10 protein-coding genes are annotated in these 13,399 nt (G+C 71.3%); 8 read left to right on the plus strand and 2 right to left on the minus strand.

Annotated elements, in window-relative coordinates; translation table 11 throughout:
• The first annotated feature begins 1 nt into the window (after position 1).
• The 3 genes from EDD93_RS22430 to EDD93_RS22440 are packed head-to-tail and all read left to right on the plus strand — an operon-like array spanning position 2 to position 3,280.
• Positions 2-1,285 carry an amidohydrolase family protein gene (locus EDD93_RS22430; protein WP_123526854.1) on the plus strand — a complete coding sequence of 428 codons (1,284 nt, stop codon included), beginning with the start codon at positions 2-4 and terminating at the stop codon, positions 1,283-1,285.
• On the plus strand, positions 1,282-2,541 hold the full coding sequence (locus EDD93_RS22435; RefSeq protein WP_123526855.1) for an amidohydrolase family protein: 1,260 nt from the start codon (positions 1,282-1,284) through the stop codon (positions 2,539-2,541). Before EDD93_RS22430 ends, EDD93_RS22435 begins: the two co-directional genes overlap by 4 nt.
• Positions 2,542-2,566: 25 nt before the next feature.
• Positions 2,567-3,280, plus strand: a complete 714-nt coding sequence (locus EDD93_RS22440) for a VIT family protein (protein WP_123526856.1) — start codon at positions 2,567-2,569, stop codon at positions 3,278-3,280.
• A gap of 4 nt (positions 3,281-3,284) precedes the next feature.
• Here the strand turns inward: EDD93_RS22440 and EDD93_RS22445 are convergent, their stop codons facing one another.
• Positions 3,285-6,371 (minus strand): NACHT domain-containing NTPase, encoded by a 3,087-nt coding sequence (locus EDD93_RS22445; RefSeq protein ID WP_185092405.1) that lies wholly within the window; start codon positions 6,369-6,371, stop codon positions 3,285-3,287.
• A 158-nt stretch (positions 6,372-6,529) separates the two neighbouring features.
• On the opposite strand from EDD93_RS22445, the gene EDD93_RS22450 reads away from it, so the two are divergent.
• From EDD93_RS22450 to EDD93_RS22460, 3 genes are read left to right on the plus strand one after another with little or no spacing between them, the layout of a single operon-like run.
• A complete protein-coding gene (locus tag EDD93_RS22450) occupies positions 6,530-7,423 on the plus strand; it encodes a sterol desaturase family protein (RefSeq protein ID WP_123526857.1) in 894 nt (297 codons plus the stop codon).
• Positions 7,420-8,127: a lysoplasmalogenase gene (locus EDD93_RS22455; protein ID WP_123526858.1), complete on the plus strand. Its 708-nt coding sequence runs from the start codon at positions 7,420-7,422 to the stop codon at positions 8,125-8,127. Before EDD93_RS22450 ends, EDD93_RS22455 begins: the two co-directional genes overlap by 4 nt.
• Positions 8,128-8,148: 21 nt before the next feature.
• Positions 8,149-9,192, plus strand: coding sequence for a zinc-dependent alcohol dehydrogenase family protein (locus EDD93_RS22460; RefSeq protein ID WP_123526859.1), 1,044 nt, complete (start codon positions 8,149-8,151; stop codon positions 9,190-9,192).
• Positions 9,193-9,507: 315 nt separating this feature from the next.
• On the opposite strand, the gene EDD93_RS22465 is transcribed toward EDD93_RS22460, so the two are convergent.
• A complete protein-coding gene (locus EDD93_RS22465; RefSeq protein ID WP_123526860.1) occupies positions 9,508-11,043 on the minus strand; it encodes a S8 family serine peptidase in 1,536 nt (511 codons plus the stop codon).
• Between the two features lie 299 nt (positions 11,044-11,342).
• Between EDD93_RS22465 and EDD93_RS22470 the strand changes: the two genes are divergently transcribed.
• Both EDD93_RS22470 and EDD93_RS22475 read left to right on the plus strand, forming a co-directional pair.
• Complete coding sequence (locus tag EDD93_RS22470) at positions 11,343-11,708, plus strand: DUF485 domain-containing protein (RefSeq protein ID WP_123526861.1); 366 nt, start codon at positions 11,343-11,345, stop codon at positions 11,706-11,708.
• Positions 11,705-13,342, plus strand: a complete 1,638-nt coding sequence (locus tag EDD93_RS22475) for a cation acetate symporter (protein ID WP_123526862.1) — start codon at positions 11,705-11,707, stop codon at positions 13,340-13,342. Before EDD93_RS22470 ends, EDD93_RS22475 begins: the two co-directional genes overlap by 4 nt.
• The last annotated feature ends 57 nt before the right edge of the window (positions 13,343-13,399 follow it).

Genomic DNA, 13,399 nt, shown 5'->3' on the forward strand with positions numbered 1-13,399 from the left:
GATGACGACCGATGACGACCCGTACCTGATCATCTCCTCCGACTGCCATGCCGGACTGCCCACCGAGGAGTACCGCCCCTACCTCGACAGCCGGTTCCACCGCGAGTTCGACGAGTTCCTCGCCGGCCGCGACCGCCGCCGCGAGGAGATGACCCGCCTCGGGGTCCGCAACGAGGCCTTCGCCGACAAGTGGTTCCAGGACAACGAGGAAGGCCTCAGGGGCGGCTGGGACGCCACCCAGCGGCTCAAGGAACTGGACGGCGACGGGGTGGCTGCCGAAGTCGTCTTCCCGGACGCGGACGCCGTGGACAGCCGCACCGCGGCGCCCTTCGGCGTCGGCCTCGGCCTCTCCGGCGACCAGGACCCCGAGCTGGGGATGGCCGGGGCGCAGGCCCACAACCGCTGGCTCGCGGAGTTCGTCTCCCAGCACCCCGAACGCCACTGCGGGGTCGCTCTGCTGCCCGTGACCGGCGACACCGGCCGGGTCGTCGCGGAGATCCACCGGGCCAGGGAATCCGGCCTCGGCGCCCTGATGATCCCCTCCATGTGGGTCGACAAGGCCCCCTACCACGACCGGCGTTACGACCCCGTCTGGGCGGCCGCCGCCGAGACCGGGATGCCGATCGTCACCCACTCGGGCGCCGCACCGCGCCACGAGTACGGCGACCACCTCGGCATCTACGTCTCCGAGGTCACCTGGTGGCCGTCGCGCCCGCTCTGGTTCCTCCTGTGGTCCGGCGCCTTCGAACGCCACCCCGGGCTGAAGTTCGGCGTCGCCGAGTCCGGCTGCTGGTGGCTGCCCAACCTGCTCTGGTTCATGGACCGGCTCTACCTCGGCGCCCACGGCGGCAAGAAGCTCTCCCCGTTCGCCGAACTGAAGCGGCCCCCGCACGAGTACCTCGACCGCCAGGTGTTCATCTGCGCCACCAACACCAAACGCCGCGAGCTCGCCCAGCGGTACGAGATCGGCGTCGACAACATCCTCTGGGGCAGCGACTTCCCGCACCCCGAGGGCACCTGGCCGAACACCGCGAACTGGCTGCGCAACACCTTCCACGACATCCCCGTCGACGAGACCCGCCGGATGCTCGGCCTGGCCGCCGCCGAGGTCTTCGGCTTCGACACGGACAAGCTCGCGCCCGTCGCCGCCCGCATCGGCCCCACCCCCGCCGACCTAGGCCAGAGCGCCGACCAGAGCGCGGTCCGGGCCTCCTGGGCCCGCTCGCGCGAGGTCGGCAGGCACTGGCTGACCGACCACGACTTCCCGGTCCTGGGGGCGTCATGACCGATCCCCGCCCCGCACACCCCGTGCGGGACACGGACCGCTACACCGTCATCTCCGCCGACTGCCACGCCGGCGCCGACCTCCTCGACTACCGGCCGTACCTGGAGTCGGCCCACCACGACGACTTCGACGCCTGGGCGGCCACCTACGTCAACCCGTACGAGGACCTGGTGGCCGACACCGCCGACCGCAACTGGAACTCGGCGCGCCGCCTCGCGGACCTGGAGGCGGACGGCATCGTCGCCGAGGTCGTCTTCCCCAACACCATCCCGCCCTTCTTCCCCTCCGCATCCCTGATGGCGCCCGCACCCTCCCGGGCGGAGTACGAACAGCGCTGGGCCGGTCTGCGCGCCCACAACCGCTGGCTCGCCGACTTCTGCGCCGCCGCGCCGGGGCGTCGCGCGGGCGTCGCGCAGATCCTCCTCAACGACCCGGCCGAGGCGGCCCGCGAGGTCCGCCGCACCAAGGAGGCCGGACTCACCGGCGGCATCCTGCTGCCCGGCGCCCCGCCCGGCTCCGGCGTCCCGGAGCTGCACTCCCCGGCGTACGACCCGCTCTGGGCGGTCTGCGCGGAGCTCGACGTACCGGTCAACCACCACGGCGGCTCCGCGTCCCCGCCGCTGGGCGACGAACCGGCGGCCCGCGCCGTCTTCATGGTGGAGACCACCTGGTTCTCGCACCGCGCCCTGTGGCACCTGATCTTCGGCGGCGCGTTCCGCCGCCACCCCGGGCTGCGGCTCGTCCTCACCGAACAGGGCTCGGGCTGGATCCCGGGCATCATGGAGATGCTCGACTACTACCACGGCCGGCTCGTCGCGTCGGCCTCCCGGGCGGCCACCGCGGAGTCCAAGTTCGGTGCGGGACTGGCCGGTTCGATGGGCGCGAGCCCCAGCGAGGTCTGGCGCGACAACTGCTACGTGGGCGCGAGCTTCATGCGCCCGCACGAGGTGCCGCTGCGCGACCGGATCGGCCTCGACAAGATCATGTGGGGCAGCGACTACCCGCACGACGAGGGCACCGCCCCCTACTCGCGGGAGGGCCTGCGGATCGCGTACGCCGGGCTGCCGCCCGCCGAGGTCGCGGCGATGACGGGCGGCAACGCGGCCCGCGTCTACGGCTTCGACCTGGCCGCCCTGGACCGGATCGCCGCCACCGTCGGCCCGACGGTCCAGGAGATCGCCGAACCCCTGAAGGAGGTCCCCGAGGGCGCGACCAGCCCCGCGTTCGCGCCGGGCGGGTCGGTACGCGTCTGGTGACGCCGCGAGGTGAGACCATCCCCGGATGAGCGATCCCCAGGCGCACCACGAACCGCACGGCACGGGCATGGGCGCACGGCTGAACTGGCTGCGCGCCGCCGTGCTCGGCGCCAATGACGGTGTGGTCTCCACCGCCGGTCTCGTCGTCGGTGTCGCCGGGGCCACCGACGACCGCAGCACCCTGCTGACCGCAGGCCTGGCCGGGCTGCTGGCGGGGTCCATGTCGATGGCCGCGGGCGAGTACGTGTCGGTCTCCACCCAGCGCGACTCGGAGAAGGCAGCACTCGCCACGGAGAAGCGCGAGCTCCAGGAGATGCCGGAGGCGGAACTCGCCGAGCTCACCGGACTCCTGGAGGGCAAGGGCCTCAGCCATGAGGTCGCCCGCGAGGCCGCCGTCCAGCTCACCGAACGCGACGCGCTGCGCGCCCACGCGGAGGTGGAGCTGGGCATCGACCCGGACGACCTGACGAACCCCTGGCACGCGGCGGGCGCCAGCTTCCTCGCGTTCACCGTGGGCGCGCTGCTGCCACTGCTTGCCATCGTGCTGCCCCCGATGTCGCTGCGGCTGCTGGTGACCGTGCTCTCGGTGCTCGCCGCGCTGGCCCTGACCGGCTGGTGGAGCGCCCGGCTGGGCGACGCGGCGGTGGGGCCGGCGCTGCTGCGGAACATGGGGGGCGGTGCGCTGGCGATGGCGGTGACGTACGCGGCGGGGGAGTTGCTGGGGGCGGCGGGGGTGTGAGCCCTCAGTCCAGGCGGATGATCCGCTCGGGCGGGAAGAGCTCGGTACCGGTGGCCGGTACGTCGTCGGCGAGGGCGATCGTGAGGCCTTCGAGACCGGCGAGGGGGGCCAGGTCGTAAGGGCCCGACTTGGACTGGGCGTACAGATCGAGCCGGGTCAACGCCGACAGCTCCCGAAGCGGCGCCAGCCCCAAGGGCAGCTGGCAGCGGAGGATGGTGAGCCGGCTCAGCCCGGGGAGCCCGGCGAGTACGGTCAGGTCCAGGGCGTCCAGCCAGTCGAGGGCCAGCCAGGGAATCCTGGGCGAGTCCGGTGACCCGCAGAGTTCCTGAAGCTGAGTCACACTGGTCAGGCTGAGCCTTTCCAGCTCGCTCAGGCATTCGAGTCCCGCCAGGCTCAAGTCACCGGCCTCCCCGAGAAGGTTCAGGCGCTTGAGCCGACGGTTGAGTGGCAGTTCACCGATGCTGCCGACCCGGAAGCGGTTGCCCAGCGTCAGCGTGCTTACATCCGTGAGCGGTTCGAGGTGCTCAGCGGCCACATCGGCATGCAGCTGGTTCAGGGTGAGCCAGGTCAGTGGAAGGCCGGCCAGTGGGCTCAGATCCCGGACTCCTGGGCACAGGCTGAGTCCCACTTCCGTGAGGGAATGCATCGAGGCCACCGGGGTGATGTCGCTCAAGTCCTTGTTGTCGAAGACGAAGAGTTTCCTCGTCGCGCGGCGGTGGATCAGTGGGGAGAGGTCCGCGTGCGCGCCCTGCAGACGGATCGCGTGCGCTTGGGGCACGTAGCTGAGAGCCGCCATCTGTTGAGCCGTCGCCGCCGACACGTAGGCCTCGTCCCAGTCCCTCGCCGCAAGAATCTCCCTGGCATAGGAGTCGGTATCGAAAGAGCCCCAGGCTTCGCACAGTTCCGTGCCCACCGAGACCCGCTCGTCGTCCCGGTACCGCTTGATCACCTCGTACGCCGCCTCGCCGCCCACGAGCCCGGCCGTCATTACCACGTACCCCGCCGGGAACCCGCCCGGTACCTCCTCCGGCCCCGGCAGCAGTTCCAGGACCACTTCCCCGAGGGCGGCCAGCCCCTCCGCCTCCTCGCGGCTGCGCGGCGGCAGCAGGTCCGCCGTCTGCCGCTGGACCTCGGCCCGCACGGCGGGATCCAGCTCGGGGGCGTGCTCCAGGCTCGCCGCCGCCAGCAGCACCAGCCGGTTGTGGTGCTTGCGGGTCTGGGCCGCCCGCTTCAGCAGCTGCCGCAGCATCCGGGCCCGTTCCTCGGCGCGGGCGTGGCCCACCGCCATCTGCACCACGTCGTGCCACTGGTCGTCGTGCGCGTGCCTGACCAGCACGCCGAAGTCCCGGGCCTCCACCGCCGCCTTGGCCCCCAGGTAGTCCTGGAACGTCCGGTGCACGAACCCGACCGCCCCCGGCGCGGGTTCCCGCAGCAGCCCGCTCCTGATCAGGAGGTGCGCGAACACGTCCTGCGGGCTGCCCTGGACCTGTGACATCGCCGTCAGCCACTCGGTCACCATCGCCAGGGCCTCTTCGCGGTCGGCCTCCGCCTGCCCGTTGCGGATCAGCCAGTACGCCAGCCGCTGGAGCAGCGCCGTCTGCTCGTCCCGGGTCAGGTCGACGCCCTCGACCCCGACGATGTCGCGTTCCGTATCGCGCCGCACGAGCAGCATGTCCAGCGCCGCGTCGTACAACTCCTTGCGGGCGCGCGGAAGTTGTGTGCGACGGTCCCGGTTCAGCGCGCACAGCAGCGCGCACATGAGCGGGTTCGTCGCGAGCCTGCCCAGGTCGCGCCGCGTCCCCACGGCGCGCCACAGGGAGGCCTCGTACGCGTCGAGTTGTTCGCGCTCCTCGTCGGAGACGCACTCGGACCGCGCTGCCGTGTGCCAGTGGTCGATGAAGGCGCGGATGTCCTTCTTCCCCATCGCCATCAGGGAGTGCGCCTCGAATCCGGAGCCGGACAGCCAGCTCTCCGGAACGGCGGACGGCCGGGTCGTCACCACGTAACGGGATTCCGGATACGCGGCGATCAGGTCCTTCAGCCACTTCTCGGTACGCTGACGCAGCCGCATCGGGACCTCGTCGACCCCGTCCACCAGCGCCAGGCCGCGCCCTTCAGAGAGCAGCCGGTCCGCCCAGCCCGAGGGCGCCGCGCCGTGCATCGGAACGCCCGCCGCGCGCAGGAAGTCCTCCGGGCCCGGCAGCTTCTCGTCCGAGGTGAACGCGCGCAGCCGCAGGACGAAGGGCACACAGCGGTTCCAGTCCGCCAGCTCACTGCCGAACGTCCGCCGGGCGGTGTTCACCGCGAGCCACTGCACCAGGGTGCTCTTGCCCGACCCGGCCGGACCGCGCAGCAGCAGTCGCCTCGTCCCGGACAGCGCCTGCTCGACGGAGACCGTCACCGCGGCCGGGTGCTCCACCCCGTCCTGCCGGACGGCCTCGCTGCTCACCGACAGACTGAGGTACGCCGTCTCCAGCGGCCATTCGCCCGCCGACCGCCCCAGCGTCAGCCCGAACAGCCCCATCCGGCTGTGCGTCGTGGCCACGAACTCCGTGTACCGCCGCTCGAAGTCCAGTGCCGCAGCGTCCGGGCGCGGGCCGAGCCGGTCCCGTACGTCCTCCACCAGCGCCCGGGTCCGTCCGGCCTCGCGCACCTGCTCCACCGCCGTCCGGGCCATGAACGAGGGCGCGGCGCTCAGCTGCTCCACCACATGGGCGCAGCACCGGCCCAGGAGCTCCCCGTACAGCCCGTTCGCACGCTCCGAGAGGCCCGCCGGGGGCGCCGGGAGACCGGCCGCGAGCCGCACAGGATCGAGGTCCACCGCGAACAGCCGGTCCGCCGTCAACGGGCCCGCCGCCGCGAAGGCGTCCTGGACCGCCTCCACGGCCGCCAGCCGCTCGTGCTCCGGGAGGCCGGTGTACGACGCCTCCAGCCGGCCTCCGAGCACCCTCGCCAGCCGGTCCGGCTTCGCCTGGCGGGGGAGCGGGCGCACCGGGTCCGGGACCAGTCCCGCGCCGGGCTTCGGCGTGAGCAGCGACTTGGCGACCGTGCCGAGCACCGTCGTCGCGAGCCGGACCAGCGCAACTTCCATACCCGCCACCGCAGTTCCTCCCCCTGTCGGACCCTGGTGGAGGGATCGTACGACGGGCGCACTGTCAGAAGTCACCAAAGATTGCTGACAACGCGTCTCGCATACTTGTTGGTAACAACGTCTGGTCCTGGGCCGACCTGCGGCTCTACGGTGCTGGAATGCCGACGAACCTGCCCGATGTAGTGCTCTGGTCCATACCGGCCTTCGTCCTGCTCACCGTCCTGGAGATGGCGCTCCACCACTTCCACCCCGACGAGGACGCCGCCGGTTACGAGGCGAAGGACGCCGCCACCAGCATCACCATGGGGCTGGGCAGCCTGGTCTTCGACCTGCTGTGGAAGGTGCCCATCGTGGCGGTCTACACGGCGGTGTACGAGCTGACGCCGCTGCGCGTGCCCGTCCTGTGGTGGACCGTCCCGCTGATGCTGCTGGGGCAGGACTTCCTCTACTACTGGTCGCACCGGGGCCACCACGTCATCCGGATCCTCTGGGCCTGCCACGTGGTCCACCACTCCAGCCGGAAGTTCAACCTCTCCACCGCGCTGCGCCAGCCCTGGACCTCGCTGACCGTCTGGCCGTTCTACCTCCCCCTCATCGCCTGCGGCGTCCACCCGGCCGCCCTCGCGTTCTGCTCGTCGGCCAACCTCGTCTACCAGTTCTGGGTGCACACCGAACGCGTCGACAAGCTGCCCCGGCCCTTCGAGTACGTACTGAACACTCCCTCCCACCACCGGGTGCACCACGCCTCCCAGGGCGGCTACCTCGACCGGAACTTCGGCGGCATCCTGATCGTGTGGGACCGCTGGTTCGGCTCCTTCAGGGCGGAGACGGAGCGGCCGGTGTTCGGGCTCACCAAGAACATCGACACCTTCAACCCGCTGCGGGTCGCCACCCACGAGTACGCCGCCATCGCCCGCGACGTGCGCGCGGCGGGCAGCTGGGGCGAGCGCGCCGGGCGGATCTTCCGCGGGCCCGGCTGGCAGCCGGCCGGCGGGGCCGTGCGCAGGGCCAAGGCGGCCACCGCCGTTCCCGCGCCGGAAAGCACCGGATGAACGCCGGACCGCTGACGAACGCCGGACCGTTCCCGGACCGGCGGGAGCGTTTCGTACGCCCCCTGCTCATCGCCTTCCTCGTCGCCTGCGCCGTCGACCTCGTCGGGGTGCTCACCGACACCGGGGCCGCGCACCTCGTCGCCAAGCCGCTGCTGATGCCGCTGCTGGCCGGGTACGCCGCCGCCCGGCGCGGGCCCCGGCTGCTGATCGCCGCGCTGCTCTGCGGCTGGCTGGGCGACGTGTTCCTGCTGGCCGACGCCGATGCCGCCTTCCTCGTCGGGATGGGCGGCTTCGCGGCCGGGCACCTCTGCTACCTCGGCCTCTTCGGCCGGGCCCGCGGCCCCCTGCTGCCCGCACTCCTGTACGCGGCCGTCCTGGCGGTCTTCATCGCGCTGCTCTGGGACGGGCTGCCGGCCGGACTGCGGTTGCCGCTGACCGGCTACAGCCTGCTGCTCACCGCCATGGCCTGCCGGTCCGGGGTGCTCGGCCGGTACGCGGCCACCGGAGGCGCGCTCTTCCTGCTCTCCGACGCGCTGATCGCCACCGGCATCGCCGACCGGCCGCAGCCCCCCGCCCCCGACTTCTGGGTCATGCTCACCTACGTCGCCGCCCAGCTCCTGCTGACCCTGGGCGTGCTCGCCCCAGGGGCGAAAGGGGCTGGTGTGGTCAGTGGGGCGTACCGTGAACGGAGTACCAGCATCTGAGATGAGCAAGGACCCCCACGCATGCGCGCCACCGTCATCCACGCCCCGCACGACATCCGTGTGCAGGAGGTCCCGGACCCCACGATCCAGCAGCCCACCGATGTGGTGCTGCGGGTCCTGCGGGCCTGCATCTGCGGCAGCGACCTGTGGGCCTACCGGGGCGAGTCCGCCCGGCAGCCCGGCCAGCGCATCGGCCACGAGTTCCTCGGGATCGTCGAGGAGGCCGGTGCCGGCGTCAACGGCTTCGCCGTGGGCGACCTGGTCGTCGCACCCTTCGTCTGGTCCGACGGCACCTGCGCCTACTGCGCCGAGGGCCTGACCACCTCCTGCCCGCAGGGCGGGTTCTGGGGCTCGGTCGGCTCCGACGGCGGACAGGGCGAGGCCGTGCGCGTCCCGTTCGCCGACGGCACGCTGATCAAGCTGCCGGCCGCCGCGGCCTCCGACGACCGCCTGCTCACCGCGCTGCTGGCCCTCTCCGACGTCCTCGGCACCGGCCACCACGCGGCCGTCGGCGCCGGTGTGAAGCCCGGCAGCACGGTCGCCGTCGTCGGTGACGGCGCCGTCGGCCTGTGCGGCGTCATGGCCGCCAAGCGGCTCGGCGCCGAGCGGATCATCGCGCTCGGCCGCCACACCGCGCGCACCGACATCGCCCGCGCCTTCGGCGCCACCGACGTCGTCGCCGAGCGCGGCGACGCGGCCGTCGCAGCCGTCCGGGAACTGCTCGGCGGCGAGGGAGCGCAGGCCGTGATCGAGGCCGTCGGCACCGAGCAGTCGATGCGCACCGCCGTCGACATCACCCGCGACGGCGGCTCGATCGGCTACGTCGGCGTACCGCACGGCAGCGGCACCGGACTGGACCTCGGCGTCATGTTCGACCGGAACATCGCCCTGCGCGGCGGCGTCGCCCCCGTACGCAGCTACATACCGGAGCTGCTCCCCGACGTCCTGTCCGGCGCCATCGACCCCTCGCCCGTCTTCGACCTGGCCATCGGCCTCGACGACGTCCCGGCCGGTTACAAGGCGATGGACGAGCGCACGGCGCTGAAGGTCCTCATCACGCCGTGAGCCAGGCGGCCGCGTCCGCTCCCAGCACGCCGGGCGGACGCTGCCGGCCGGCGGTGCGGTCAGCCAGGCGGCGGTGCGGGCGAGTGAGAGGGTGACCAGCCGGGAACCGCCCTCGTCGTGCTGCTCGGTCAGTGCCCGCAGCACGTCGGCGCCGAGCAGCGCGAGCGTACGGGTGCCGACCGGGCCCGCGAAACTATGGCACCGGGTGCCGGCCGCGGGACAGGACCCCGGACGGCTCGGGAGCGCCGGGCGCCACGATGACCGGCCGGGCCGGTACGGGGGCCGGCGATCGCACCGGCCCCCGTACCGGACCCGCTACCAGCGCACCGCGTCCAGGGCGTCGACCACACCGGCCCCGTAGAAGCCGTTGCGGTTCTTGCCGCCCTCGCAGACCGCGTCGACGGTGCCGTCACCGTCGATGTCGTACGGCTCGCCGCACGCCTTGGCATCGGCCTCGAGCGTCAGCAGGGCCTTGACCGCGGCCGCCGAGGCGTACGGGTGCCTCGACTTGATCAGGGCCACCACACCCGCCACGTGCGGGGAGGCCATCGACGTACCGGCCATGTAGCCGTACTTGCCGCCCGGCAGCGTCGACAGGATCAGCCCGTTCGTCGCGGGCGGCTCCGGCGGCTGGTAGGCCGTCGAGTCGCCGCCCGGCGCCGCCACGTCGATGACGCCGTTCCCGTAGTTCGAGTACGAGGCCTTCAGGCCCTTCGCGCCCGTCGCCGAGACCGTCACGACACCCGGCAGCATCGTCGGGATGTCGAAGCACTTCTTCGGGTCGATCGTCCGGGTGGACGTGTCGCCGTCGTTCGGGCTGCCGGTGTCCTCGATCGAGTCGGCCGCCAGGTCCTCGGCCGAGTTGCCCGCGGCGGCGACGTTGACCGTGCCCCGGCGCTCCGCGTACCTGGTGGCCCGTGCGACGGCCTCGACCAGTGCGCCCTGGTCCGGGTCGTCCTTGCAGTTGTACATCCACGGGTCGGTGTAATAGCTGTTGTTGGTGACGTCGACCCCGTGGTCGGCCGCCCACATGAAGCCGCAGACGACGGACTCGGTGTAGAAGAACCCGTCCGGGTTCGCCACCTTGATGCCGGCGACCTTCACCCCCGGAGCGACACCCGTCACCCCGATGCCGTTCTTCGCCGCGGCTATGGTGCCCGCGACATGGGTGCCGTGCGGACTCTCACCGGCGTTCGGCCGCCAGGAGCCGGCCGTGGTGTCCGGCGCACCCGTCACACAGTTCGCCGAGGCGGACCGGTCGAAGTTCGGGGCGATGTCGGGATGCGTGTCGTCCACGCCCGTGTCGATGACCGCGGCCGTGACCTGCCGGCTGCCCAGTGACTTCTCGTGCGCCTTGTCCGCCTTGATGGCGGGCAGGTCCCACTGCAGCGGCTCCATCGGATCCTGGTCCGCAGTCGCCCGCGCCGCCGCGGCCCGCTCCTGCTGGGAGGTGAGCGGCTGCTCGACCCCGATGTCCTTGGTGCCCTGCGGGACGATCGGGTTGGTGCGGGTGGCACCCACCGAATCCACGCCCCTGACCCCGCGCACCGACCGCGCGAAGTCCGGGTTCTGCGAGTGGACGACGAGGACACCGATCCGGTCGTAGGCGATCACCACCGTGCCGCCCGCCCGCTCCACCGCCTTGCGCACCTGCTTGGCGGTGCCGGGGCCGCCCCGCGAGTTGACCACGTACGACAGCTTCGGTCCGTCCGCCGGCACCGCCGCCGAGGTCCGGCCGTCCACCGCCGAGGCGGACGCGGAACCCGTCGGCAGGAAGCCGAGCGAGACGGTGAGGGCCAATCCGACGGGCAGCGCCAGTGCGCGGGCACGTCCGGATCCCAGATGAGCCATGGGGTCTCCACTTCATCCGTGTCAGTCGACCGGACACGGCGTGTCCAGTCGCGTACATGACGAGTGAAGCTATCGCTGATCATCCCTGCTCATCAATGAGTTCACGAGAACCCGTCCCGGCCGCGGCGGCCGAAGGGGTGACCCGGACCCCGGCGGAAGAGTGCGCAAGTGCGTTGAACCGCTTCGCCGCGGGCCGCGTGCCGTTGTCAGGGGAGGCGCACCATCACCCCCCGATACCGAGGTTCCCAGTGAAATCCACCGTCCCCACCACCACCGCACCCGCGTCGCGAGGAGATTCCGTGGCTACCGATGCACCGCCGCCCGAGGGCAGTACGGAGACAGGGCCGGCCCAGCCCACGACCGAGGCCTTCCTCGCGGAGCAGGAGAGCGCGGAATTCGGCGAACTGCGCCGCGCGCACCGTTCGTTCGCCTTCCCGCTGACCATCGCCTTCGTCCTCTGGTACCTGCTGTACGTACTGCTGTCCAACTACGCCGGCGGCTTCATGGGCACCAAGGTGTACAGCAACTTCAACGTGGCCTTCGTCTTCGGTCTCGCCCAGTTCCTCACTACCTTCCTCATCGCCTGGTTCTACTCGCGGCACGCCAACGCGAAGCTGGACCCGAAGGCCGAGGCCATCAAGTCCCGTATGGAGGCCGACGTATGAGCGCCGCGTACCACTCCCACACCGCCGTACTCGCCGCCTCCTCCACCACCGAGCACCGGCCGCTGATCATCACGCTCTTCGCGGTCTTCGTCGCCGCGACGCTCGGCATCACCGTCTGGGCCGGCCGGCAGACCAAGAGCGCCTCCGACTTCTACGCGGGCGGCCGCCAGTTCACCGCCTTCCAGAACGGACTCGCGGTCTCCGGCGACTACATGTCCGCCGCCTCGTTCCTCGGCATCGCCGGAGCCATCGCCCTTTTCGGCTACGACGGCTTCCTCTACTCGATCGGCTTCCTCGTCGCCTGGCTGGTCGCGCTGCTCCTGGTGGCCGAACCGCTGCGCAACTCGGGCCGCTACACCATGGGCGACGTCCTCGCCTACCGGATGCGGCAGCGCCCCGTACGCACCGCGGCGGGCGTATCCACGATCATCGTCTCGATCTTCTACCTGCTGGCGCAGATGGCGGGAGCGGGAGTTCTGGTCTCACTGCTCCTCGGCATCACCAGCGACGCCGGAAAGATCCTCATCGTTGCGCTGGTCGGCGTACTGATGATCGTGTACGTCACCATCGGCGGCATGAAGGGCACCACCTGGGTGCAGATGGTCAAGGCCGTACTGCTCATCGCGGGCGCCATCCTGATGACCTTCATGGTGCTGTGGAAGTTCGACTTCAACGTCTCCGACCTGCTGGGCACCGCCGCGGAGAAGAGCGGCCACGGCGCCTCGTTCCTGGAGCCCGGACTCAAGTACGGCGCCACCGGCACCTCGAAGCTGGACTTCCTCTCCCTCGGCATCGCCCTGGTACTGGGCACCGCGGGCCTGCCGCACATCCTGATCCGCTTCTACACGGTGCCGACGGCCAAGGCCGCCCGTAAGTCGGTCAACTGGGCCATCGGCATCATCGGCGCGTTCTACCTGATGACGATCGCGCTCGGATTCGGCGCCGCGGCCCTCATCGGCCCGAAGGAGATCATCGCGAAGAACCCGGCGGGCAACGCGGCGGCCCCGCAGCTCGCCGAGTACCTCGGCGGGGTCGGCTCCACCGGCGGCGCCGTCATGCTCGCCGTCATCTCCGCCGTCGCCTTCGCCACCATCCTCGCCGTCGTCGCGGGCCTCACCCTCGCCTCCTCGTCCTCCTTCGCGCACGACATCTACGCCAACGTCATCCGCAAGGGAAAGGCCACCGAGAAGGAGGAGATGAGGGCCGCCCGCTGGGCCACCGTCTTCATCGGCGCCGCCGCGATCCTGCTCGGCGCCTTCGCCCGCGACATGAACGTCGCCGGTCTGGTGGCGCTCGCCTTCGCCGTCGCCGCCTCGGCCAACCTGCCCACGCTCCTCTACAGCCTCTTCTGGAAGCGCTTCACCACCCAGGGCGCGCTGTGGTCGATCTACGGCGGTCTGGCCGCCTCGGTGATCCTCGTGCTGTTCTCGCCGGTCGTCTCCGGAAACGAGAAGACCTCGATGTTCAAGGGCGTCGACTTCGCCTGGTTCCCGCTGGAGAACCCCGGCCTGATCTCGATCCCGCTGGGCTTCCTGCTCGGCTGGATCGGCTCCCTGCTGTCGAAGGAGGAGCCGGACAAGGGCAAGTACGCCGAGCTGGAGGTCAAGTCCCTCACCGGCATCGGAGCCCACTGAGAGCAGGAGTTCGTCTTTCGCACCGGTCCTTTACCGCGGCCGCGTCGTAGAGTCCTA

The organism is Streptomyces sp. 840.1, from assembly GCF_003751445.1.
Taxonomy (GTDB): domain Bacteria; phylum Actinomycetota; class Actinomycetes; order Streptomycetales; family Streptomycetaceae; genus Streptomyces.